Origin of the sequence: Clostridium neonatale, from assembly GCF_900465025.1 — a bacterium.
GTDB classification, from domain to species: domain Bacteria; phylum Bacillota; class Clostridia; order Clostridiales; family Clostridiaceae; genus Clostridium; species Clostridium neonatale.
In genome coordinates, this window is sequence record NZ_UICR01000001.1 from 1118484 (window position 1) to 1143776 (window position 25293).

Sequence of the window (25293 nt, forward strand, 5' to 3'; positions counted from 1 at the left end):
ATGTGAATTGATTATATTTTACAAAACTTGAAAAAAAGAAATGCAGATAGATGTAAACAAATCTATCTGCATTTCTTTTTTTTATATTGAATATTTAAATATCATACTGAAAAATTAAATAAGATTAGGGATAGATAAGCAAATTATTGATTACTGTGTACAAAGTGAATTTTACTAATAAATACATTTTATTACTAATATATATTTATAAAACGTAGAAAGGAGCATTTAATGAAACGTAGGATAGATTGTGAAAAATTTTTAGATGAAAATTATCAGCATTATGTAATAGAGTATAGAGGATCATTTAAAGAAGAAATAAGTAAACTAGACTATGCATGTGGTGATGCTATAACGGAAACATTAGGGGTAATAGCAGTAAATCAGGAAAACTTAGATAGATTAAGAAAAGATGTTCCATCAATTATCTTTATAGAAGCAAGGAGTATATATGTATTACAGCAAATTAATCCATCAGAAGCGGACAATATAAAAACAATCAAAATCAATCCCTATTTAAATTTGACTGGAAGAGGAGTTGTGGTTGGTCTAATAGATAGTGGAATAAATTATATAAACCAGGAGTTCATAAGAGAAGATAATACATCAAGAATACTTTCAATTTGGGATCAGACAGTGCAAAGCAAAGAAAAAAATGACTTTTATATTGGAACCGAATATTTGAGTGAAGAGATAAATAAAGCTATAGAGGTATACAAAAGTGGTGGGGATCCATATAGTATAGTTCCAAGTAAGGATGAAATGGATCATGGAACAAAAATGGCAGGAATAATAGGAGCAAGGGGATATAATGGGGAAATGCAAGGTGTAGCTAATGATTGTGATTTTATAGCTGTAAAATTATTACCTTCACCTAGTTATAAAAAGACATTACGAGATAATAATATAACTGAAGTTCCTGTTTATAGCAATTCAGAAATCTTATCAGCTATTGAATATTTAAGAAAAAAATACTATGAATTAGGACGACCAATGATAGTATTTTTTGGAGTTGGTAGTCATGAAGGAAGTCATGATGGTTATAATATAACAGCACGTTTTATTACTTCAATTGCAAGTAAAGCTGGGATTGTTTTTGCATCAGGAACAGGAAATTCGGGAGATTCAGAGGGGCATGTAACGGATTTTGTGAAAAATGTTGGTGGGATTAGCACTGTAGAACTAAAAATTTCAAAAGCAATGAAGTCCTTAAACTTTTTTATATGGGTAGGGAAACCAGATAGAATGTCATTAAATATAATAGATCCTGTAGGGGAGGAACTTGGATTTACTAGTCCAAGAATATATTCAATTGAAAGTAAAAATTTCTTTTTAATTGATACTAATGTTAAGGTAGAATGTTTTGATCCAGAAAATTTTACAGGTCACGAAGTATTTGCTATTGATTTTACCAATATAAAAGAAGGAATTTGGAAGTTTCAGCTTAGAGGAGAATATATTACAACTGGTAGATATGATATATGGTTACCTGATAAAACGCTTTTACCAGAAGGAACAAAATTTTTGAAACCTAACCCATATAATACTTTGACTATACCATCTACGGCAAGAAGAGTTGTAACAGTATCACATTATGACAGTATTAATAATTCTATACTTGCATCATCTGGAAAAGGATTCAATACAAATTATCTAATAAATCCAGATATCGCGGCTCCTGGTATTAATATACTTACAACATCAGGAATAGATAACAAAATAACTACAGTGAGTGGAAGTTCAGCAGCTACTGCAATAGTCACTGGAGCATGTTGTATATTAATACAATGGGGAATGGGTGATAAGAGACTAAGAAATATTTTTTCGACTCAATTAAGAAGTACATTAATATATGGGGCAGAAAGGGAAAAAATATATGATTATCCAAATGAAAATATAGGGTATGGAAAGTTAGATTTAGAAGGTGTTTTTAATGTATTCAGTGGAATTCACAGAAATAAACAAGAATATACAGAGTATTATGTAAATAAGTTATTTATAAGATATCCGACTAATCAAATTTATTTGGAGGAGAGGGATATAATTAATGGAAAATAACCAATATGCGAATGTAACCAATATTTTTAATAGTCCGAATTATATTCAGTATATAGTTGAATATATTGGGAATTTTGATAGCGAGATAGATAAGAATAAAGATATATATATTACATTAATAGATAATGAATATGCTATAGCTTCTATAAAAAAAACACTTTTAGAAGATTATTTAGACAATAATGAAGTTAGGACTATACTAGAAAAATATTTGACTGATCAGAATTTTAGATTGGGATTTGTATCATTACCACAATTATATACATTGCAAGAAATATCAGCAATAGAAGCTGCACAAGTTAGTTCATTGCAGGCAAATGTACCTTTAAATTTAACTGGGAGTGGGGTTATAGTTGGAATTATAGATACAGGTATAGATTACTTAAATGAAGAATTTATGGATATGAATGGAGAGACAAGGATAGAGGAAATATGGGATCAAACTATACCTCCATCTACAAATGAAAAAAGTAATGTACCGTTTGGAACTATTTATACGAAAGATCAAATAAACGAAGCCATAAAACTATATAAATCTGGAGGTGATCCATATAGCATTGTTCCAAGTGTAGATAAAAATGGGCATGGAACCGCTATGGCCGGAATCGTTGGAGCAACAGGTAAAAATATTGAGCTTAAAGGAGTAGCACCAGAATGCAAATTTGTTGCAGTAAAATTAGCTGAAGCAAATTTTTTTGAAGAACTATCGAATTTAGATATACCAGTATACAATTTGCCCCCAATTATGGTGGCTGTAGGGTATTTAAGAAGAATATTATTTAATAAAAGGAAACCTGTAGTTATATTATTGCCATTGGGTAGTAATAATGGTAACCACAAAGGGGATAATGTATTTGATAGTTTTATAGAAAGTGTATCAGGTAATGTAGGAATAGTTATAGTCACAGGAACAGGAAATGAAGCACTCCAAGATGGACATGTGTCAGGAGTTATTAAAAATAAAGATAGAGTAGAATCTATAGGTCTACTAATTTCAGAAGATCAGATAAATTTATCAGTAGAAATATGGGTTGATTTACCGAATATAATTGATATAAGTGTAGTATCACCTGCTGGTGAAGAAACAGGATTTGTTCAAGCTATGTTAAATATGGAAAAAAAATATTCATTCATTTTAGCAAACACCACAATGAGGATAGCATATTATTTACCTGAGGAGTATTCTGGAGAGGAGTTAATATCAATAAACTTTAGAAATATAACATCAGGATTATGGACATTAAAGCTAAGAATGAGAGAAGGGGAAATGGCAACATATAATAGCTGGATTATGCAAAGTGGAATAGTATCTAAAGGCACAAGATTTACGTCTAGTGATCCGTATGGAGCTATAACTATACCAGGAGATTCAGACTTTATTGTTACAATGGCTGCATATAATCAAAACAATAATAGTTTATTACCTTATTCTGGAATTGGATTTAGAGAAGAGAATATAGATAAAATAGATGTTGCAGCAGGTGGTGTAAATACAAAGACAGTTGGATTAGATAATTCTATTGCAACTATAAATGGAACAAGTTTATCAGCAGCAATCGGTGCAGGAGCATGTATCTTACTGTTACAATGGGGAATAGTTCAAGGAAAGTACCCATATATGTATGTGCAAAGTATAAAAACTTTTATTAGAAGAGGAGTTATTCAAAGGCCTGGAGATTTATATCCAAATCCCAATTGGGGATATGGGGTGTTGAATTTTTATAAAATGTTTGAGAATATGACTTAAATAATTATATTTATATAAAAACATAGTTAAATGTAACGCTATATCTAATATTAGTGTACCGTTACATTTATTTGTTTTTTAGTCAATCTCATTTAAAGTGCTTTTAAATGACTGAATATCAACCATTAATTTTTCGATTTCTGCTTTATCAGAAATATCTGCTAAAGAATGAGCTTCAGTAACAGATGTTTCTATAGAACTAATTTTTGATTTTATATCATTTATGTAATAAATGTAGTTTTTTTTAGACATAATAAATCTCCTTATTAATCACAGTATATTTTAAATATATATTGTGTTTAATGAGGAGATTTAATACATATTAGATTTTAATTATTAGGCATATTTGGACTTGTTATTTTTGGATAATGCCTTATGATTGAATTGTTTTAAATTCATATCCGTGATTTTTATAATAGTCTATAAGTTCTGGTAGCATTTGAGCGGTTTTTTCTTTTCCATATGTATCATGCATTAAAATTACTATTTGATTTTTATTTTCTGAAGTTTTTATAGCATAATTTAGCATATCTTGAGTAGAATAATTTTTACCTTCTGCGTCTCCATTTAATGCATTCCAATCTATACTCACAATATTATTTTTATTTAAATTATCATTAAAAGCTGGAAGAAATGGGTCATTATAATATTGTCTACTATTATATCCACCTGGCATTCTAATCAATTTGGTATCAAAATCATCACCTAAGATATTTTTTAGTAAATTATTAGTACGATTTATTTCATCCATAAAAGCATCTATATTTATTTTGTTATTAGGATAAAGCTTTTTCAGATTATGTGAATATGAGTGATTTCCAATAGCGTTTCCTTCTTTTATAGCACGTTTCAATAATTCTTGAGAAGATGTATTATTTTCTAAGTTCTGTCCAAGAACGAAGAATGTTGCTTTTACATCTTTTTCTTTTAATATATCTAATACTTTTTCTGTATTAGGACTTGGTCCATCATCAAATGTTAAAAATACATATTTATTTTCATCAATTGAAGAGCCATTAACAATTTCTTGCACTTTTTTTGCAGGAACTGAATATTTTTCTCCTCCATAAGTAATGTTACTGGATTTTATAATATCAGTGTCTTTATGAATAGGTATATTTTCTTCTTTATCAATTTCATTATTTGTATTTAAATTATCTGAATTTGTATTTAAATTATCTGATGCGATAACCTCATTGGTTTTTACTCCACCCATAATTGAAAATGTTCCACTAGCTAATGTAATAAGAATTAATGCATTAAGGGTTAATTTTATAGCTCTTTTTCTACGTAGCTTCTTTTGTCTAATTCTTTGATACATGAATTTGTTTTTTCTTTTTATCATAACAATTTACCTCATAAATATTAAATCTTTTGAACAAGTTAATATTAACATCTAAATATATGATAAATTTTTTTAAATTGTAATAAAGTTGTAAAATCATGTTGTATTTTAGTGTATATGATAATAATATGTATATACTAAATATAGAAGAAATAAAAATATGTGGAGGAAGAAAATGATAAAAATACTAGTTGTTGAAGATGATTATGGTATAAGGGATTTAATTGAGTTGACATTAAAGATGGAAAATTATACTACAATTACTGCAAAAGATGGAGAAGAAGCATTAAGCAAGATAGAAAATGAGAAATTTGATTTAATTCTTTTAGATATAATGATTCCTAAAATAGATGGATTCAAATTAATAAGAATGATTGATGATAAGAGTGTTCCAGTTATATTTTTATCTGCAAAATCTCAAGTTCAAGATAAAATTTTAGGATTAAAGCTTGGAGCAGAGGATTATATTACTAAGCCATTTGAGCCATTAGAATTATTGGCAAGAATTGAAGTTGTTCTAAGACGAAAAAAAAGCAGTAAGAAAGAAGAAAATGTAATTAAATATCATCATCTATTAGTACAAACTAATAAGAGATTAGTAAAATCTAATGATGTTATAGTGCAACTAACATTAAAGGAATATAATTTGCTATTAATATTTTTAAATAACATTAATAATGTACTTACTAGAGAAGTATTATTAGAAAAAATTTGGGGATTTGACTTTTATGGAGAAACTAGGACTGTTGATATGCATATTAAGCAATTGAGAGATAAGCTAGATTTGAAAGAGTATTTAAAGACTGTGTATAAGGTAGGATATATATTAAAAGACTGAGGGAGATTTTATGAAACTAACAAATAAGTTATTTTTATATTTTGGTATTTTATTTTTTTTTACGATAAATATATTTGGAATGGTATTAATTCAATCAAATTTTAATTTAACAGTTAAAAATACAGTGAATGCTTCATTAGGTGAATATTCGGTTATTTACACTAATCTTGAATCTAAAGAAACAATGAGTAATATTTTTTTAACTAATAGAGATATTATTAAAATAAAGAGTGATTCATACCTTAAAAATATTAATAACCCAAATATCTCATTAGAGTTTAGAACACTTGATAAGAAGATGTTTTATAGTACTAAGAATTCAGATATATTATACTCGGAAAAGATTTATAATATTAAAGATAATTTAAGTAATTATATGATATATAAAGAAGAAAATAATAAGATTCTTTTAATAACTAATATTATTTCAATTAATAATAATAAATACTATTTTACATATATGAACAACTTGGATAATTTATATAACGATAGGATAAAGAGTATTTTTACTCTTATAAAGCTAAATGTGGTAATTGGGGTTTTTTTACTATTTATTATATATCTAATATCAATAGAAATAACAAAACCAATTAATAATTTAATTGATAGTATGGAAGATATTATAGAAGGAAATTATAACAAAAAATTTACTTATAAAAGCAATATTTCTGAAATCAATTCAATCTCCAATAATTTTTCACTTATGAATGAGGAAATACAGAAAAAAATAAAACAACTTAGAGAACAAAATAATTCTAAACAGAGATTTATTGATAATTTAACCCATGAGATAAGAACACCTTTAACATCAATTATTGGATATTCTGATTTAATGATGAATAAGAAAGTACAAGATATAGATTTAATTTATAAATCCTTTAATAATATAAATAGGGAAGGAAAACGTATTTTAGCACTGACATCAAATCTTGTTTCATTAATTACGCTAGATAAAAAATCATTAAAATTAAATAACTATAGTTTAAAAGAGATCTTGTATGATGTTAGGAATGCATTAAACATGAAAATAATTCAATATGATGTGGAGCTACTTATTAAAGGCGATGATATTGAAGTTTTTTCAGACAAAAATTTATTAACTATTTTAATTTCTAATTTTATTGATAATGCAATTAAAGCAACAATTGATAGAGATATAAGAAAAGTTATATCAATAGTTGATAAAAATATATTGATAATAAAGGATACTGGTAAAGGTATTTCAAAAAGTGATATAAATAAAATATTTGAACCATTTTATATGGCTGATAAATCAAGAAATAAATCTGTAGATGGCTTTGGATTAGGACTTAGTATATGTAAAGAAATTAGCAATTTATTAGATATAAACATTGAAATAAAAAGTGAAATTGATGTGGGAACAGAAATAATATTGAATTTTAAAGGGAGCTTAAGAGAGTGAAAAAAGTAGTAGTTATTGTAATAGTAATTTTTATAGTAACTTATATTTCGTATAATCATACAAGTACTAAAATTGAAGAAAACAAAATATATACTAAAAATATAGATTTTTCTGCTGGTAAAGGTGCACCGCTTGACATTGATGACACTCGAATTATAGAAAAATCAGAAGAAATACTAACAGCAATATATAATGAAAATGATTTTACCAAATTTAACATTGATATAAATTTATCATCAGATAGTATTTTTTATGCTTACTTCTTAACAGAAGAGACAACAGGTTATTTTGTAAGTTTTAATATAGATGAAGGAATTTTAAATAGCTTAATAAAAATTGAAAAAGTTGAAATTAAATCTAAAGATACGCAGAAGTCTTTAGATGAATTATTGGATATTGCAGAAGAAAATATAGAGAAGCTTCAAATATATGATATAGACAGTTTTGAAATAGATAAATATGAATTTTTTGGAGAAACATTTGCGATTTATTATAAAAATAAATATTCAAGTAGACAAATATCTATTTTTATAGATTATGTGACTGGTGAGTTATTAGAATACAATTACTATATTTAATTAAGTTATAAATAGCATAATATTAAAAAATTTAACATTAATATTTATTGAAAAAATGTAAAAAAAGTGCTACATTGGTATAGTGGTAATACCACTGTACCAATTGTTTTTGTGAGGAGGTGAATTTGATGAAATATTTACAACAATTAATGATTATTTTAGCAGCATATATTTTAGGGGTAGTAGTACAAGTTGCCTTTAACTTACCAATTCCAGGAACTGTATTAGGATTAATTTTACTTTTCTTGGGATTATATAGTGGAATAATTAAAGCAGAAATGATTGAAGATATGTGTGAGATTTTGATATCCCATATGTCTTTTTTATTTATTCCAGCAGGTGTTGGATTAATCACTAGTTTCAAATTTTTACAAGGAAAAATTATGGCTTTTTCAGCTATAATAATAATTTCAACTGTTATTGTATGGGTGGTTACTGCATATGTAGTGAAATTTTTAAGAAAGGTGTGTTCTAAGTGAAAGATATAATTAGTTCTCCTGTATTTGGGGTGTTAATATCCATTGCTGTTTATTTAACAGGATGCCTAATTAAAGACAAATTAAAGTTCTCAATTTTTAATCCATTATTAATTGCAATAATACTTTTAGTTATAATCTTATCAAAATTTAATATTCAATATAGTGATTATAATAAGGGAGGAGAAATAATTTCTTTCTTTTTAGCACCAGCCACTGTTGCTTTGGCATTACCATTATATAAGAAGTTTTCTCTATTTAAGAAAAATGCACTGCCTATTTTGGCTGGAATTTTATGTGGGGCTATATCAGGAATAATTAGTGTTATTGGACTTGCAAAGTTATTTCATCTTTCAAATGAGCTTACAGAATCATTAATACCTAAATCAATAACAACGCCAATAGGAATGGCATTATCAGAACAGTTAGGAGGTATGCCATCAATTACAGTCGTTGCAATTATAGTAACTGGAATATTGGGATCAATTATTGGACCGTTTTTGTACAAGCTATTAAAAATAAATGATAAAGTTGCAATGGGAATAGCTATGGGAAATTCATCTCATGCAGTTGGTACGGCAAGAGCAATGGAGATAGGTGAAACAGAAGGCGCAATGAGCGGCTTAACTATTGCAATTTCAGGGATAATAACAGTTGTGTTGGCACCTATATTGTGGAATTTTTTTCTGAAACTTATTAATTAGTAATTTAAGGGGGAATAGGTATGGCTGATAACTCAAGAAAAAATATAATGTCAATAGGAAAAATTATCTGCTCCATTGATAAGTTATTGATAGAAGGAAAAGAACAAAGATTAAAAGCAAAATTAAGCAAGCAAATAAAAAACAGTATTTTTACAGATGATATATTAGCTAAGCTTAATGAATGTGATTTTACAGGAATAATTGATGAAGAAGAAAGTGTAGTTAAACTTTTTGACAGTATATTTCCTATATTTATAAATGATAATAATGCTACTTTTAGATTATATAAGCATAAGATAGAAGTAGATTTATCGGATGATATGAAAGATAGGTATATTTATATGTTTTCTGACGGTAGATTAACATCTGGATTATTTCAATGTTTCTCTATTGGTGATAATGAATATTTATATGGAATAAAGAGAATAATTGATGTAATACCATTATTTAAAAGAGAACTTCTTAGTACATTAGCTAATTTTAAAGATAATATTGATAAACATAATTGTGAAATAAAGAACTTTGAAGGTAGAGAAGATTTAGCAGAAAAGAATTACTCTGAGTTAAATTCATATTTAACAGAAAAGATAGCTAATGAAAGGAAGTTATAGATGCTGAATCCAGTAAAAAATACAAAAGTATATGAAGTAATAATGGAAGAGATAAAAGATATTGTTAAAAAGGGAGAATTAAAAAGCGGAGAGAAACTTCCATCCGAAAGAGAACTGGCTGATAAGCTTGAAGTGAGCAGAACATCAGTGAGAGAGGCATTGAAAGCCTTAACTATGCTTGGACTAATAGAATCTAAACATGGTGAAGGTAATTTTATAAAAAGTAATTTTGAAAATAGTTTATTAGAGCCATTATCTATTGTTTTTTTACTTATAGGAAGTAAAAATGAAGATATTATTGAATTAAGAAGAATAATAGAACCAGAAGCAGCAGGTCTTGCTGCAAAAAATATAACAGAATCTGAGCTTAGAGATTTAAAAGAAATAATGAAAGAATTAAATAATTCTTTAGATGCTGAAATTTGTGCACAATTAGATAAAAAATTCCACTATAAAATAGCACAGGCTTCAGGAAATCATTTGATTTCTACAATAATGTTTTCAATTTCATCTCTTATAGAGAAATATATTGATAGCTCTTGTATTCACAATATAAATAAAAAAGTTGTTAAACTTCAACATGAAGAAATATACAAGGCCTTAGAAAGTCGAGATTCTAAGAAAGCTTCTGAATATGTAAAAAAACATTTAGAGTTGGGCATTATTTAAATAGAAGGATACATGTTAAGTATGTGAAATTTTACTTTAAACACTACTATATCCTTTGATTTATATATAAAGAAAGAAGGTATATTATGATTGGTGATAAAATGTTTTATAAAACATTATTTAAAAATTTATTTGTAGACACATTTGAACTAAAGCTATGGGATGGAAGTTCGGAGATTTATGGTGAAGGAGAACCAAAATTTAAGATAATTTTTAATGAACCAATTCCAAAAGCGGATATTATTAAAGATCCATCAATTGCTTTTGGTGAAGGATATATGACTAAGAAATTAGATATAGAAGGAAGTATTCAAGATGTTATAGAATCATTATATAATAGTAAAGAGAGCTTTTTAGGTAATGAAAAGTATGCTAATTTAATAAAGATGGTTAAGAATAATATAAAAAATAGCAAAAAAAATATTGAATTCCATTATGATGTAGGAAATGATTTCTATAAGTTATGGCTAGATGATACTATGACATATTCTTGTGGATACTTTAAATCTCAAAATGATTCATTAACTGATGCACAAAAAAATAAGGTTGATCACATACTTAAAAAGTTGAACCTAAAAGAAGGAGAAACTTTATTAGATATAGGATGTGGATGGGGAGAATTAATAATTACTGCAGCTAAAAAGTATAAAGTTAAAGCTATGGGCGTAACACTAAGTACTCAGCAATTTGAAAAAGTTAAAAAAAGAATAGAAAGTGAAGGACTAAATGAATTAGTTGAAGTTGAACTTACAGATTATAGAGAAATAAAAAATAGAAAATTCGATAGAGTTGTCAGTGTAGGAATGTTAGAACATGTTGGTAAAGATAATCTTTCTGAGTATTTTTCTGCTGTAAAAGAATTATTAAATGATAAAGGTGTATCTTTGCTTCATTGCATAACTAACACTTCTGATAGTGGAACTAACAGCTGGATAAATAAATATATATTCCCAGGTGGATATGTACCATCAATTCAAGAATTAGTTAATTATATGTCGGAGAAAAACTTTAATGTAATAGATGTTGAGAATCTTAGATTACATTACGGAAAAACATTGGAATGCTGGGCATCTAATTTTGAAAATGCGATGCCTGAAATAGAAAAGATGAAGGATGAAACTTTTATAAGAATGTGGAGGATGTATTTAAACTCTTGTGCAGCTTCATTCAATTGTGGAAATATTAATTTACATCAATTCTTATTTACTAAAGGAGTAAATAATGATTTGCCATGGACAAGAGAATATATGTATAAATAATATATTTATAATTAAAATAGCTGTAACGCTATACACATTTCATGTAGCGTTACAGCTATTTTTATATCTTATCCAATTAAAGAAAATGATAAAATTATTGGAACTTTAATCGGAAGTATTAAATTTGATAGTATATCAAGCTATGCAGCTAAAATAAAAATTAACAAAGAAGGATTAATGTTGTTGTTTCAATAATTATAGCCATGATATGTGCCTATATATTATTGAACAAAGGTTATAATTAATCATATAAAAAATGGAGAAACAATTTTGGGATAATTGTTTATGCAAAAATTCTAACCTTTTTTTATTTGAATGAAAAGTTTCTGCAGAAAATAATAGCTTTATTTATTTGTTTCATATAAATATGAAATCTAAATTTTGCATTTGGGGGTGAATCTTAATGAATATGAATAGATATCTCTATAATCGAGCATATCAGATAGTGAATTTTGCTTGATATTGATGAAACTTACTATATAATATATTTATTGTATTTTTATGGAGAAATTTTAAAACTATGATATAATTAGTTAGAAAGTTGAAATTGACTATTATATAAACTTTGTGTTTTATAATATAACAGGAGGAAGGACATGCAGTTTAATGGTTTGATTATAGGAGTGTCAGTATTTTTAATTATTGGTATATTTCATCCTATTGTGATTAAGGCAGAGTATTATTTCACTAAAAAAATTTGGCCTGCATTTTTAATAATGGGAATAATTTTTTCAGTTGTATCACTATTTTGCACAAATGATATAGTAAGCATCTTGCTTGGAGCATTAGGTTTTACTTGCTTTTGGAGTATAAAAGAATTATTTGAGCAAGAAGAAAGAGTAAATAAGGGTTGGTTCCCTAAAAATCCAAAGAGAAAATAAACTTAATATGAAATTTTTTAATGATTAAAAGAAAACTTTTAAAAAATATATTTTGAGGGTTAATAATAAATGAATCATGTTTATCATGATTCTTTTTTATGTGGATTATTAGCTAGTTTATTAATAGAAATCTATAATTATCTATTAAGTATAGCCAGTAGAATAAAACAATTAATTATATAAAATATATAATCTGTTTATTAAAAGAAAGGGCATATCAAATGAAAAACAAAATAGAAAATTTGACTGAAGGTGTTATATGGAAGAAGATCGTATTATTTGCTATTCAAATAATGCTGAGTAATTTATTACAACAATTATATAATGCATGTGATAGTGCTGTTGTTGGGAATTTTGCAGGAAGTGAAGCACTAGCTGCAGTAGGATCCACAGGTGCACTTATTAATTTATTAGTTGGATTTTTCCTTGGAATCTCTACAGGGACAGGTGTAATATTTTCAAGATATTTTGGTGCAGATGATGAAAAGAAGCTTTTAGACGTAATGAATGCTGCTGTGATGTTAAGTATTATTTGTGGTATTTTTATTATGATTATTGGACTTATATGGACAACTGATTTATTAAAAATAATGCATTGCCCAGAAGATGTAATAAATCTAGCTACTACATATTTAAGAATTTATTTATTAGGAATGGTAGGAATGCTTGTATACAATGTTGGATCTGGTATTATACGTGCCTGTGGTGATTCAAAGCACCCACTTTATTATTTAATGTTTAGTGGTATTTTAAATTTAATACTTAATTTGATTTTTGTTGCAGGATTTAATATGGGGGTAGCTGGATCTGCTTTAGCCACAGCAATTTCACAATTTTTTTCAGCATTTTTGGTAATAATGAATCTTGTAAGAATACCATATAGCTATAGATTAAATATTCGTAAGATTAAGTTCAACAAAGAAACAGCCAAGCAAATAATAAAAATTAGCGTTCCTTGTGGGTTACAATCATCAATGTTTAATATTTCAAATATGATTGTTCAAATAAAAATAAATGATTTTGGATCAGTTGCAATGGCAGGATGTGCTGCATATGAAAAGATAGATGGATTTTTGTATATGCCAATGATGGCTTTGGGATTATCAATTTCAACTTTTGTTGGACAAAATATTGGTGCAGGAAAATATGAAAGGATAAAAAAAGGAGTAAATGTATGTTTAGTATTGTCTGTAATAATAACAATGATTGGAAGTGCGATAGTTTTGCTTACAGGTGGTAGATTATTAAATGTATTTACAGATAATGAAGAAGTTAAAAATATAGGTATATTAATGATGTTTATACTTGCACCTTTTACATGGACACATTCATTTACAGAAATTTTAGGCGGAGCAATACGTGGTGCAGGATCAGCTGTTCAAGTTATGGTAATAACAGCATTAAATATATGTGTACTTCGTATTATATGGATGATTGTAGCACTTCCAATTAAAAGTGATATAAAAGTATTAAGCTGGTGCTATCCAGTATCATGGATTATATGTTCAATATGTTTTATTACATATTACGTAAAAGGTAATTGGCTTAAAGAGTTAAATGGATAAGAATGTATTAAATAATGGGATATTGACAAACAAAAATAAAGGAATATAATGAAAAATATAAATGTGTTGATTGAGAAGAGTATACTTACAAAATTATTAAAGAGAGCCATGGTATGCTGAAAAGTGGTATATATTTTGTATTTAGAAAATCACTCATGAACAGCCTGCTGAAAGAAGAAATTTCAATTAAGCAAGGACGGATAACACCCGTTAAAATGTTTTACATTAGCAAGAATCAGCTTAAGATGTAATAAGAGAGGTTGTAGCAATACAGCAATTTAAGTGGTACCGCAGAACTAGGGTTTTGTCTTAATATATAGACAAGCCCTTTTTATATACAAATTTTTATAATTAATAAGCAATATAATAAAAGAACGGGGGAAAAAATATGAAATATTATAATGGATTTTTACCTAATTATAGTGTAGGAGTTGAATCTTATAAAGCAATGCCATGGATAACAAGAAGATATGGAAAAAAGGCAGTTGTCATTGGAGGAAAAACAGCAATTGAAAAAGCTAAGAATGAACTTTTAGAGGGAATAAAGGATTCTGAAGTAACAATTTCTGATTTTATTTGGTATGGTGGTAATTCTACATATGAAAATGTAGATAACTTGAAAAATAACCAATTAGTAAAAGAAGCAGATATGGTATTTGCTGTTGGAGGAGGAAGAGCAGTAGATACTTGTAAAGTTGTTTGCGATCAATTGGACAAACCATTATTTACATTTCCTACAATTGCATCTAACTGTGCAGCATGCACAGCTATTTCAGTAATATATAATGAGGATGATACTTTTAGAGAATACTATTATCCTAAAACACCAGCAGATCATACATTCATAAATACAAAAATAATTGCAGAAGCACCAGTTTCTTTATTCTGGGCAGGAATAGGGGATGCATTATCAAAAGAACCAGAAGTATTATTTGCAACACGTGCTGAGAAATTATTTCATACTACCCTTATGGGAGCTCAATTAAGTAAAGCATGTGGAGCACCATTATTAGAATGTGGAAAGAAAGCATTAGAAGATTGTAAGAACAATGAAGCAAGTTATGAATTAGAGCAAGTTGCATTAGATATAATTATTTCAACTGGAATAGTTTCAAATATGACTTCGGATCCGTCATATTATTATAATAGTAGCCTTGCACATTGTGTATATTATGGTTCAACTATGGTTGAAAAAGCAGCTAAGCATCTTCATGGAGAGATTGTTTCATTTGGGGTTTTATGTCTTCTTACTTATGACAAACAATTTGAAGAGAGAGATAAAATTGCAGCCTTTAATAAGTCAATAGGACTTCCTGTATGCTTAGGAGATATTGATCTTTGTGAAGATGATGTAGCTACAATAGTTGAAAAGGCTTCAACTGTTACTGAATGGTATTGTGCACCATATGAAATAACTAAAGAAGAATTTGTAAAAGCAATTTTTGACACAGATGTTTATGGAAAATCATTAATGTAATATAATCTGGATAGTTTATACTAGAATTATAAAATGAAATACCTTATATGAATAAAATTCATATAAGGTATTTCATTTATAATAATGCCATGATAATTTATTGAAATTTTAGAAACACGTAAAATTATCGATATATTTCAAAGAAAGTAATTGAATCCACAAAAGATAATGATGTAACTTTAATAAAAAAATGAATTCATAAAAAAATTAATATTGGTTAATAGACAATTAGGAAAATATATGTTATATTTAACTTGTACTTAATCGTTTACGTAAACTAAAGGAGAATTTTTATGAAAGCAACAATTAAAGATGTAGCTACTAGGGCTAATGTTTCAGTAGCAACAGTATCAAGGGTTGTTAATAATCTTGATGGTTATAGCGATGAAACTAAAGAAAAAGTTTTAGAGGCAATAAAAGAGTTAGGATATCAAAGAAATGCTATAGCAAGAGGATTGGTAACTAAGACAACAAAGACAATAGGAGTTCTAATACCAATTGTTTCAGCATATCTTTATGCTGAGATATTAAATGGAATAGAGGAAAAAGCTAATGAAAATGGCTATGGAATATTTCTTTGTAATACTGGAGTTAATGGAGTTAGGGCAGTAAATTATATAAAAATGTTAGGAGAACGTCAAGTTGATGCAATAATAGTAGTTAGCTTAACTATAAATGATGAATATTATAATTTGCTAAATTCATTAAAAATACCATATATTTTAGTATCAACTTTATCATATAAGTATAAAATACCTTACATAAAAGTTGATGATCAACAAGCAGCGTATACAGCAACACAATTTTTAATAGAAAAAGGGCATACAAAAATTGCATTAATAAGTGGAGGCAAGGAAGATAAAATATCTGGAATAACTAGAGTGAATGGATATAGAAATGCACTTCAAGACTATGATATAAATATTAATGAAAATATAATAAAATATGGGGATTTTACTTATAATAGTGGGATTATGTGCATGGAAGATCTTTTACAGGAAAAAGAAGATTTTACAGCTGTATTTGCAACTAGTGACGAGATGGCACTTGGAGCTTTATCAGTTATGCATAGAAATAAGATTGAAGTTCCAGAAAAGATATCTATTATAGGATATGATAATACTTTAATAGCTCAAATGAGTAATCCGCCTCTAACTACAGTTGCTCAACCTCTTTACGAAATGGGAGTAAAAGCATTCGCTAAAATATTAAGTGTTTTAGAAACAGGGAATAGCGGAGATAATATAATTCTTTCTCACAAGATTGTTGAAAGAGAGACAGTAAAATTACTAAAATAATAGTAATTTTATTTTTGAAATTTACGTAAGCGTTTAAGTAAAAATAAGCAAAATATACGTAATAACATCTAGAATTTATTTTAAAAATCTATAGTAAATGTTTGCTTAAAGTATAGAAATAAATAATATAATGGAGGGAAATTTAATGAAAAAAGAATGGTGGAAAGAAAGTGTAGTTTATCAAGTATATCCAAGGAGTTTCAATGATTCCAATGGAGATGGAATTGGAGATTTAAGAGGAATTATAGAAAAATTAGATTATCTAAAAGAGCTTGGAATAGATGTTATTTGGCTATCTCCAGTTTATAAATCTCCTAATGATGATAATGGATATGATATAAGTGATTATGAAAATATAATGGATGAGTTTGGAACAATGGAAGATATGGATAATCTTATATCTGAAGCTAATAAAAGGGAGATAAGAATTCTTATGGATTTAGTTGTTAATCATACTTCTGATGAACATAAGTGGTTTATTGAATCCAAGAAATCAAAAGACAATGCATATAGAGATTATTATATATGGAGAGATCCTGTAGATGGAAGGGAACCAAATGATTTAACATCAACTTTCAGCGGAAGTGCATGGGAATATGATAAAGAGTCAGGACAATATTATTTACATTTATTTAGTAAAAAACAACCGGATTTAAATTGGGAAAATGAAGAGGTTAGAAACAAAGTTTATGACATGATGAATTTTTGGATTGATAAAGGAATTGGCGGATTTAGAATGGATGTTATTGAATTAATAGGTAAGATTCCAGATAAAAAAATCAAAGAAAATGGACCAAAACTTCATGAATACATCAAAGAAATGAATAAAAAAACTTTTGGAGATAAAAATTTATTAACAGTTGGAGAAGCTTGGTGTTCTAATCCAGAAATAGCAAAGCAATATTCAAATCCTGATGGAACTGAGCTTAGTATGATATTTCAATTTGAGCATATCTTATTAGATCAACAGCCAGGTAAAGAAAAATGGGATTTAAAGCCGTTGGAGTTATTAGATTTAAAGAAAGCTTTATCTAGATGGCAGGTGGAATTAGAAGGTACAGGATGGAATAGTTTGTTTTGGAATAACCATGATGTGCCAAGAATAGTTTCAAGATGGGGAAATGACAAAGAATACAGAGTAGAAAGTGCAAAGATGCTTGCCACTTTATTACATGGGATGAAGGGAACTCCTTATATATATCAAGGAGAAGAACTTGGAATGACAAATATAAAATTTTATAATTTAGAAGATTATAAAGACATAGAAACTTTAAATATGTATAAAGAAAGGATTGAAAAAGGATATAAACACGAAGAAATAATGAAGTCTATATATGCAAAAGGAAGAGATAATGCACGTACTCCAATTCAATGGGATGATAGTGAAAATGCTGGATTTACAAGTGGAAAGCCTTGGATAAAGGTAAATCCTAATTATAAAGAAATAAATGCTAAATCTCAGTTAAAAGATGAAAATTCCATATTCAAATATTATAAAAAATTAATACAAATAAGAAAAGCAAATCCAGTAGTTGTTTATGGAAAATATGAGCTAATTTTAGAAGAAAATAAAGAGATTTTTGCATATTTAAGAAGTTTAGAAAATGAAAAATTATTAGTCATATGTAATTTTACAGAGAACAATACAAATTTCAATTTAGATAGAGAAATTAATTTTACTTGTAGAGAATTGCTCATTTCTAATTATGAGGTAGATATAAATGACCCAATAGATAGTATAGAATTAAAGCCATATGAAGCTAGGATATATAAACTCACTTTATAATTAAAGTAATAAATAGGTAAAGTTATTTAAATTGCAATTAACGTTGCTAATTTAGCTGATGAATCTTTAAAGAATTATAGGAAAGCTTAAATTAAAAGATTTTTAAGATTTATCAGCTAATGATATTTTGATTTTGAAAAGAATGGTGATAAATTAGCATATTAATTTAACCATAACTAGAAAAAGCTTTAGCTAATATTGAAAGTGTAATTAATTTGAAATTATTGTTATTGGGTGGTGGTATATATAAGAATGAAAATGATTTGATTGAGAAAACAGCAGATAAGAAAGGCAAATTTGTAAGCTAAAGATGCTCTGAGATATATTGGATAGCAAATCTAATAATGATAATAGAATAATTAATTGGAGGAAGATAGTTTTTGTGTGAAATTATAGATTCTAGCACCATTATTGTAGGTTAAAATCATAATAAATAAACAAATATAATTTATTAAAATATTTAAAGTTATTGAATTAGAATTATTTAAATACAATTAAAATAAAGTTATTTCTCTAATTATATATGAAATGACTGATAAATAAAAAATTAATATAGGAAGGATTTTAATTTATGAAAGATGGAAAAAATAAATTAGAAAGACTTCAAAGTTTATTGTTCTCATTGATTTTAATTTTTTCAATTATGATTACAGGAGGTAGCCAAGTGTTAGCAACATCATCTAGTACAGGGAAAATGATAAAAGATTTAAATACTGATAAATCTATGTACAATCCAGGGGACATAGTTAAAATTTATCTTGATATTAAGAATGATACTGAAGATAATATAGAAGATGGAACAATTACTTTTAAATTTAAGCATCTTGAAAAAGAAGTAAGTGATTCAAAGGTGGTAACGTATTCGGCAATTAGTAATGGTGGAGAAGCCTATATAAATTACGAGTGGACTGTTCCTAATGAAGATTATAAAGGGTATCTTGTACAAGCCATATGCAAAAATGAAGATGGTATTATTTTAGATACAGAAACTGTTGGAGTTGATGTATCATCAGATTGGAGAAGGTTTCCTAGATATGGATATTTAACTGATTTTTCAGAAAATGTAGATACAGCAAAATATATCTGGACTCTTAAAAATTATCATATTAATGGACTTGAATATTATGATGCACAATATAGACACCATAAACCAGCAGCAGATAATACAGATGTTTGGGAAGATTGGACTGGAAGAGATATTTATGGAGATACAATTCGCAGTTATATTTCTTCAGCTAGAGCATCAAATATGGTAAATATGCAATATAATATGATTTATGCAGCAACTTCTAATAGTACTGATGGAAGTAATTATTGGGATGATGGTGTTGATGAAGGATGGGGATTGTGGTACTCAGAAAATAATGAACATGTAGATAAAAGAGGTGAACGATTTACCTTCTTTATGGGAGACACACCGACAGGAGATAGTACATTATACTTCTTCAATTTATGGAATAAAGGATGGCAGGATTACATTTTTCAAAAAGAAAATGAGTCTTTAAATGCTTTAGGATATGATGGTTGGCATGGAGATACTATAGGTGAATGGGGAGAAATGAAAACTGCTGATGGACATTACATAACAGTAAAAGATACATACACAGATTTTTTGAACAATGCAAAACAAGCTCTTGGTGATAAATACCTAATGTGTAATCCAGTTGGAGCACAAGGAATAGAAAATGTAAATAGAAGTAATGTAGATGTTCTTTATACTGAGATCTGGCCTTGGGATCATGATAGTGAAGGGATTCAATATAATACTTATGGAGCATTAAAGAAAGAGGTTGAACAGTCAAGAATTGAGAGTGGTGGTAAATCCCTAATAGTTCCAGCTTATATGCAAAAGGATTATGGTATAGATAATCCAGGAAATTATTTTAATACAGGAGCTGTTATTTTAACTGATGCAGCAGTTTATTCAGCAGGAGGATCCAGGTTGGAGCTTGGCGATGATGGTAAAATGTTAAATCACGAATATTTTCCAGCTGAAAATTTAAAGATGAGTGATGAATTAATTAATCGTGAACGTAATATGTATGACTTTATAGTTGCTTATGAAAATTTATTAAGAGATGGACAGAATGAAACAGATAATGAAGTGTATATTTATGATAAATCAGCAAGCAGAGAAGATGAGACGGGAAATATATGGTATAGCACCAAAGCTGATGATAAATATCAAATTATTCAAATGATTAATTTAATAGGAATAAAGGATAATCAATGGGCAAATTATGATAATAGTGATAAGACACCAGATAAGCAGACTAATATTAAAGTGAAATATTATTATACAGATGACATAAATTCTGTTTATGTAGCATCACCAGATCCAGAATATAATTGTGAAACAAGAAATATCAAAATTGAGAAAAAATCTTCAGATGATACAGGAAAATATATAGAATTTACAGTTCCATCATTAGAATATTGGGATATGATTTATATGAGTGAAGATGAACCAATAAGCCAGTTAGATAATGAAATCATTAATGGAAGTTTTGAAAATGGAAATTTAGATGGATGGATAGCAACTGGTACAAATGTTGGAGTAGATGATGTAGATGTGCAAGATGGTGATTATAAATGTTATTTTTGGGGCACTGAAAGCTATACTCAAAAAATAGAACAAACAATAACTGGATTAGAAAATAGAAAATACACAGTAAAAGCCATGGTTAAACAAAATACTGGAAATACAAATATAAGCAGAATGGAACTTACTAATTATGGTGGAGAGGATGTACATGTAAATATACCACATGGAGATTCTTATATAGAAATCCATGGAACAGTAGAAGTTAAAAATGGAAGGCTTAATGTGTCCTTTTATCAAGATGCACAAGAAAATACAAATTTACAAATTGATAATGTTTATTTATTTTTATCATAGAATAATATGATTAGATTGATTCATTAAGAAATTTTATGCGATATATCTATTAGTATAATGAATTTATGAATATGATATATCGCATATTTTTCTTAGTTTGATACCTAATTATATAAAATAAAGAATGATATGTAGAGAATTTAAACTAAATTTGTATATTATTGATGATTTATTGTAGAAAAATATAGAATGTTATATTATATGTAAGGGGGGGAATGTATGATAAAAATTTTAATTGCAGATGATGAATTTGTTGAAAGAGATGGAATTATATTTTTAATTAACAAATTTTCTTTTGAATTAGATATAAAAGAATGCAGTGATGGTGAGGAAGCCTTAAATTATATAAAGGAAAATACAGTGGATATTTTGTTTACTGATGTTAAGATGCCTTTTTTGGATGGACTTCAATTATCAAAAAAGGCTAGAGAAATATATCCAAATTTAAAAATAGTAATTTTTAGTGGCTTTGGTGAGTTTGAATATGCCAAGAGAGCCATAGATATTGGTGTAAGTGATTATATATTAAAGCCGATAAATCCAAAGGAATTTAAAGAAACTATGGAGAAGGTTATTAATGATGTAAATGAGGAGAAGAAAGAAAATAAAAATAATGAACTTAGGCAATTTAGAGAAAAGGAATATATTTTATTAAAGATAATAAATGGAAGTTCCATAGATGATTTAAAAGAGAAATTTTTTATGGACAAACATATAGATTTTATGGATAAATATAAAAATATGATTTTAATGGAATTTGATGATGAGTTTTTTAATGATAATCAAAAATATATGGAAGAAATTAGAAATAACATAGATATTAAAATAGATTATTTAAATTTAAATCCTCAGCAAAGTATAATATTTACTTTTGAAACTATAGAAGAGGAAGAATTAAAGAATATATTAATTAAGGTTCATAATAGAATTTTTAATGATTATGAGATTAATTGTTATTTTGCAGTAAGTAATTTATTGAAATCTTCGTATACGCTTACAAAAGAATATTCAAATATAGAACAACTTATGGAACAGCGATTTTTTATAGCTAATAATTATGTGTTTTTTTATGATTCAAAACTACAATTAGAGTCAACAGATGAAAAATTTGATGACACAATGTTTAAAAATATTCAATATGACATAAAATCTAGAGAATTTTTTAGTTTAAGAAAACATGTTGATTGTTTAATTAGGAAATATGGTTCGCACAAAAGTTTCTCACAGATGTATGTGAAATTTATTTTATCTAATATATACAAGGAAGTATATGAAGAAATACGAAAAGTTAATGAAACTGATCTAAATGAGAAAATAGATAAAATTTATTTTTGTAGAACAATACAAGAGATTAGTGAAATATTAAATAATATTATAAATAAACTTGAGGAACAGTCTTCTAAAGGAATGTCCAATGAGAGACATGATGTAGAAATGGTGAAAAATTATATTTATAAAAATTATGGTAGTGATTTGTCTTTGGATAAATTGGCGGAATATGTTTATATGACTCCAAGTTATTTAAGTAGCATATTTAAAAAAACAACTAATATGGGGATTAATAATTTTATTAAAAATTATCGTATGGAAAAAGCCAGAGATATGTTAGAAAACACAAATATAAGAATTAAGGATATTGGAAATAGGGTTGGATACACAAATATATCTTATTTTTGCCAAAGCTTTAGAGAATTTTATGGATTAACACCTGAAAAATATAGACAAAGAGATGAAACAAATGAATAGAATAAAAAATTTTTTAATAAATTTAAAGTTTAGAAAAAAAATAATTTTAACTTATTTTATAGTGAGCATTATTCCAATTACAATATTAGGTGTTTTTTGCTATAAAGAAACAAATAAATTATTAATTAATCAAGAAAAGGAAAACTTAGTAGAAGCATTTTCAGAAGAAATTTCTAGAATAGATAACTCAGGTAATATTTATAATAACTTATCTACTTATACCACATTTACATCTTCTATATTAGATACAGTTAATTATGATTATAACAGTTATTATGAAATGTATTATAGATTTAAGAATGTTTTAGATCCATATATTGATATGATTAAAGCTTTGCATAATGATATAGAACAAATGACAGTATATACTAGTAATAATATTACTAAGCATTCAGATTACATAATACCAATTAATCACATTAAAGAAGATGAATGGTATAAACATATATATAGACAATATAAACCTTATTGGTTTTTAGATAATAATAAAAATTTATCTTTAGCAGTTAAATTTATTAGTGATGAACATAAGAACATAGAAAATATTTTATATGTAAAACTGAATTATAGGGACTTCTTTAAATCCTTATATAATATTTCTAATGATAATTGTGGCGTTGTTATTTTAGATAAAGGTAAGAATATAGTTTTTGAAAATAGAAATTATGATAATGGGGTGGATTATTTACTTCCAGTTAATCAGTTAGATAACGCAGAAAATGGAGAACTTAATTATAACAACGTAGATTATATTTTAGTAAAAGCTGAAATCAAAAGTACAGGATGGACTGGGTATTTGTATAAACCATCATATTTAGTTGTGCAGTCTTCTAAAAATATAATTTATACTGTTTTATTTGTAGTAGCTATTTGTTTTGCTGTTTTATTAATCGTAGGATATGGAGTATCTTATATGGTTGTAAATCGTATTGAAGAGTTAACTGAAAATATGAAAGACATGGATATTGAGCATCTAGAAGTTACAGTAAAAAACAATTCAGAAGATGAAATTGGAATTCTGATAAATAGTTTCGATAAGTTGATTGTAAAGATTAAAACTCTTATACAAGAAGTATATAAAAGTGAAATATTAAAGCGAAAATATGAAATGAGAGCATTACAGGCTCAAATTAACCCACACTTTCTGTATAATAGCCTTTCTTTAATTAATTGGAAGGCAATTAGAGCAGGAGAGGAAGAAATTAGTGAAATGTCTCAGCTTTTATCAACTTTTTATCGTACTTCTTTAAATAAAGGAAGTAATGTAATATCAGTTGAAAATGAGCTTAGTAATACAGAAGCTTATATTAAAATTCAACTAATGATGCATAATTATAATTTTGATGTGGATTTTGACATTGATGATGAAATAAAAGAATATTATATGATTAATTTATTACTTCAGCCTTTAGTTGAAAATGCAGTAAATCACGGAATTGATGAAAAAAGAAATAGTAGAGGAAGAATAAGAATATCTGCTAAAAAAGAAGATGTTGATATTGTATTTGAAGTAGAGGACAATGGAGTTGGCATGACTAAAGAAATGTGTGAAAAAATATTAACCAGTAAAAGTAAGGGTTATGGAATAAAGAATGTATATGATAGGATTAAAGTAGTATATGGAGATAAGTATGGCTTAGAATTTATAAGCATAGAAAATCAAGGAACTATTGCGAGAATAAGAATTTCAGCAGAAAAAAGCAAAGAAAAGTTTAATGAATATGTTTATTTAGATGAATAAAAGAATTCTAAAAAATTAATGTATTTAAAATATAATAGAAATTTTAAAAGGCAATTAATCAAATATAATTTAACTAGTTAAATAAATTAAGGAGTATTTAAAAAGAGATACTAAAAATTCTATAAAGTATTAAAACTAGAAGCACATTTTATGTATTTATTAACCTAAATATATAAAATGCGCTTTTAGTTT

20 protein-coding genes and 1 other annotated feature are annotated in these 25293 nt (G+C 27.0%); of the genes, 18 read left to right on the forward strand and 2 right to left on the reverse strand.

Going from position 1 to position 25293, the window contains the following annotated elements:
• The first annotated feature begins 231 nt into the window (after positions 1 to 231).
• Both CNEONATNEC86_RS05075 and CNEONATNEC86_RS05080 read left to right on the forward strand, forming a co-directional pair.
• Positions 232 to 2058, forward strand: a complete 1827-nt coding sequence (locus CNEONATNEC86_RS05075; RefSeq protein WP_159135620.1) for a S8 family peptidase — start codon at positions 232 to 234, stop codon at positions 2056 to 2058.
• Positions 2048 to 3805, forward strand: coding sequence for a S8 family peptidase (locus CNEONATNEC86_RS05080; RefSeq protein WP_159135621.1), 1758 nt, complete (start codon positions 2048 to 2050; stop codon positions 3803 to 3805). Before CNEONATNEC86_RS05075 ends, CNEONATNEC86_RS05080 begins: the two co-directional genes overlap by 11 nt.
• A 78-nt stretch (positions 3806 to 3883) precedes the next feature.
• Here CNEONATNEC86_RS05080 and CNEONATNEC86_RS05085 read toward each other — a convergent pair whose 3' ends face one another.
• Together CNEONATNEC86_RS05085 and CNEONATNEC86_RS05090 are read right to left on the reverse strand one after the other, a co-directional pair.
• Positions 3884 to 4057: a hypothetical protein gene (locus CNEONATNEC86_RS05085; protein WP_157065762.1), complete on the reverse strand. Its 174-nt coding sequence runs from the start codon at positions 4055 to 4057 to the stop codon at positions 3884 to 3886.
• Positions 4058 to 4178: 121 nt separating this feature from the next.
• Positions 4179 to 5150, reverse strand: a complete 972-nt coding sequence (locus CNEONATNEC86_RS05090; protein ID WP_058294171.1) for a polysaccharide deacetylase family protein — start codon at positions 5148 to 5150, stop codon at positions 4179 to 4181.
• A gap of 175 nt (positions 5151 to 5325) precedes the next feature.
• Here CNEONATNEC86_RS05090 and CNEONATNEC86_RS05095 point away from each other — a divergent pair, with 175 nt between their 5' ends.
• The 16 genes from CNEONATNEC86_RS05095 (at position 5326) to CNEONATNEC86_RS05170 (ending at position 25101) form a co-directional block, all read left to right on the forward strand.
• On the forward strand, positions 5326 to 5988 hold the full coding sequence (locus CNEONATNEC86_RS05095) for a response regulator transcription factor (RefSeq protein ID WP_058294172.1): 663 nt from the start codon (positions 5326 to 5328) through the stop codon (positions 5986 to 5988).
• A 10-nt stretch (positions 5989 to 5998) separates the two neighbouring features.
• A complete protein-coding gene (locus CNEONATNEC86_RS05100) occupies positions 5999 to 7411 on the forward strand; it encodes a sensor histidine kinase (protein WP_058294173.1) in 1413 nt (470 codons plus the stop codon).
• Positions 7408 to 7989: a hypothetical protein gene (locus tag CNEONATNEC86_RS05105; protein WP_159135622.1), complete on the forward strand. Its 582-nt coding sequence runs from the start codon at positions 7408 to 7410 to the stop codon at positions 7987 to 7989. Before CNEONATNEC86_RS05100 ends, CNEONATNEC86_RS05105 begins: the two co-directional genes overlap by 4 nt.
• Positions 7990 to 8117: 128 nt before the next feature.
• Complete coding sequence (locus CNEONATNEC86_RS05110; protein ID WP_159135623.1) at positions 8118 to 8468, forward strand: CidA/LrgA family protein; 351 nt, start codon at positions 8118 to 8120, stop codon at positions 8466 to 8468.
• Positions 8465 to 9169, forward strand: a complete 705-nt coding sequence (locus CNEONATNEC86_RS05115; RefSeq protein ID WP_125149270.1) for an LrgB family protein — start codon at positions 8465 to 8467, stop codon at positions 9167 to 9169. The genes CNEONATNEC86_RS05110 and CNEONATNEC86_RS05115 overlap by 4 nt, the downstream gene beginning before the upstream one ends.
• Before the next feature lie 20 nt (positions 9170 to 9189).
• The gene (locus CNEONATNEC86_RS05120) at positions 9190 to 9780 is read left to right on the forward strand and encodes a hypothetical protein (RefSeq protein WP_058294177.1); all 591 of its coding nucleotides are present in this window, start codon (positions 9190 to 9192) and stop codon (positions 9778 to 9780) included.
• Positions 9781 to 10449, forward strand: coding sequence for a FadR/GntR family transcriptional regulator (locus CNEONATNEC86_RS05125; RefSeq protein WP_159135624.1), 669 nt, complete (start codon positions 9781 to 9783; stop codon positions 10447 to 10449).
• Positions 10450 to 10535: 86 nt separating this feature from the next.
• Entirely contained in the window at positions 10536 to 11708 is a 1173-nt protein-coding gene (locus tag CNEONATNEC86_RS05130; protein WP_159135625.1) for an SAM-dependent methyltransferase, read from the forward strand.
• A 596-nt stretch (positions 11709 to 12304) separates the two neighbouring features.
• A complete protein-coding gene (locus CNEONATNEC86_RS05135; RefSeq protein WP_058294180.1) occupies positions 12305 to 12589 on the forward strand; it encodes a DUF4491 family protein in 285 nt (94 codons plus the stop codon).
• A 221-nt stretch (positions 12590 to 12810) separates the two neighbouring features.
• The gene (locus CNEONATNEC86_RS05140) at positions 12811 to 14154 is read left to right on the forward strand and encodes an MATE family efflux transporter (protein WP_159135626.1); all 1344 of its coding nucleotides are present in this window, start codon (positions 12811 to 12813) and stop codon (positions 14152 to 14154) included.
• A 57-nt stretch (positions 14155 to 14211) separates the two neighbouring features.
• Positions 14212 to 14469: a binding site (T-box leader), on the forward strand.
• Between the two features lie 73 nt (positions 14470 to 14542).
• Positions 14543 to 15631, forward strand: coding sequence for an iron-containing alcohol dehydrogenase family protein (locus CNEONATNEC86_RS05145; RefSeq protein WP_159115760.1), 1089 nt, complete (start codon positions 14543 to 14545; stop codon positions 15629 to 15631).
• Between the two features lie 293 nt (positions 15632 to 15924).
• The gene (locus CNEONATNEC86_RS05150; RefSeq protein WP_159135627.1) at positions 15925 to 16929 is read left to right on the forward strand and encodes a LacI family DNA-binding transcriptional regulator; all 1005 of its coding nucleotides are present in this window, start codon (positions 15925 to 15927) and stop codon (positions 16927 to 16929) included.
• Between the two features lie 145 nt (positions 16930 to 17074).
• On the forward strand, positions 17075 to 18715 hold the full coding sequence (locus tag CNEONATNEC86_RS05155; RefSeq protein ID WP_058294184.1) for a glycoside hydrolase family 13 protein: 1641 nt from the start codon (positions 17075 to 17077) through the stop codon (positions 18713 to 18715).
• A gap of 571 nt (positions 18716 to 19286) precedes the next feature.
• Positions 19287 to 21614, forward strand: a complete 2328-nt coding sequence (locus tag CNEONATNEC86_RS05160; RefSeq protein WP_200848505.1) for a glycoside hydrolase family 66 protein — start codon at positions 19287 to 19289, stop codon at positions 21612 to 21614.
• A gap of 219 nt (positions 21615 to 21833) precedes the next feature.
• Positions 21834 to 23360 carry a response regulator gene (locus CNEONATNEC86_RS05165; protein WP_058294185.1) on the forward strand — a complete coding sequence of 509 codons (1527 nt, stop codon included), beginning with the start codon at positions 21834 to 21836 and terminating at the stop codon, positions 23358 to 23360.
• A complete protein-coding gene (locus CNEONATNEC86_RS05170) occupies positions 23353 to 25101 on the forward strand; it encodes a sensor histidine kinase (protein WP_058294186.1) in 1749 nt (582 codons plus the stop codon). Before CNEONATNEC86_RS05165 ends, CNEONATNEC86_RS05170 begins: the two co-directional genes overlap by 8 nt.
• Positions 25102 to 25293 lie beyond the last annotated feature (192 nt).

Excerpts from the sequence above, each read along its gene's own strand:
- CNEONATNEC86_RS05110 (WP_159135623.1), top strand. The coding sequence starts at position 8,118 with ATGAAATATTTACAACAATTAATGATTATTTTAGCAGCATATATTTTA.
- CNEONATNEC86_RS05095 (WP_058294172.1), top strand. The coding sequence starts at position 5,326 with ATGATAAAAATACTAGTTGTTGAAGATGATTATGGTATAAGGGATTTA.
- CNEONATNEC86_RS05130 (WP_159135625.1), top strand. The coding sequence starts at position 10,536 with ATGATTGGTGATAAAATGTTTTATAAAACATTATTTAAAAATTTATTT.
- CNEONATNEC86_RS05090 (WP_058294171.1), bottom strand. The coding sequence starts at position 5,150 with ATGATAAAAAGAAAAAACAAATTCATGTATCAAAGAATTAGACAAAAG.
- CNEONATNEC86_RS05170 (WP_058294186.1), top strand. The coding sequence starts at position 23,353 with ATGAATAGAATAAAAAATTTTTTAATAAATTTAAAGTTTAGAAAAAAA.
- CNEONATNEC86_RS05085 (WP_157065762.1), bottom strand. The coding sequence starts at position 4,057 with ATGTCTAAAAAAAACTACATTTATTACATAAATGATATAAAATCAAAA.
- CNEONATNEC86_RS05135 (WP_058294180.1), top strand. The coding sequence starts at position 12,305 with ATGCAGTTTAATGGTTTGATTATAGGAGTGTCAGTATTTTTAATTATT.
- CNEONATNEC86_RS05145 (WP_159115760.1), top strand. The coding sequence starts at position 14,543 with ATGAAATATTATAATGGATTTTTACCTAATTATAGTGTAGGAGTTGAA.
- CNEONATNEC86_RS05165 (WP_058294185.1), top strand. The coding sequence starts at position 21,834 with ATGATAAAAATTTTAATTGCAGATGATGAATTTGTTGAAAGAGATGGA.
- CNEONATNEC86_RS05080 (WP_159135621.1), top strand. The coding sequence starts at position 2,048 with ATGGAAAATAACCAATATGCGAATGTAACCAATATTTTTAATAGTCCG.
- CNEONATNEC86_RS05120 (WP_058294177.1), top strand. The coding sequence starts at position 9,190 with ATGGCTGATAACTCAAGAAAAAATATAATGTCAATAGGAAAAATTATC.
- CNEONATNEC86_RS05125 (WP_159135624.1), top strand. The coding sequence starts at position 9,781 with ATGCTGAATCCAGTAAAAAATACAAAAGTATATGAAGTAATAATGGAA.
- CNEONATNEC86_RS05075 (WP_159135620.1), top strand. The coding sequence starts at position 232 with ATGAAACGTAGGATAGATTGTGAAAAATTTTTAGATGAAAATTATCAG.
- CNEONATNEC86_RS05140 (WP_159135626.1), top strand. The coding sequence starts at position 12,811 with ATGAAAAACAAAATAGAAAATTTGACTGAAGGTGTTATATGGAAGAAG.
- CNEONATNEC86_RS05155 (WP_058294184.1), top strand. The coding sequence starts at position 17,075 with ATGAAAAAAGAATGGTGGAAAGAAAGTGTAGTTTATCAAGTATATCCA.
- CNEONATNEC86_RS05160 (WP_200848505.1), top strand. The coding sequence starts at position 19,287 with ATGAAAGATGGAAAAAATAAATTAGAAAGACTTCAAAGTTTATTGTTC.
- CNEONATNEC86_RS05100 (WP_058294173.1), top strand. The coding sequence starts at position 5,999 with ATGAAACTAACAAATAAGTTATTTTTATATTTTGGTATTTTATTTTTT.
- CNEONATNEC86_RS05150 (WP_159135627.1), top strand. The coding sequence starts at position 15,925 with ATGAAAGCAACAATTAAAGATGTAGCTACTAGGGCTAATGTTTCAGTA.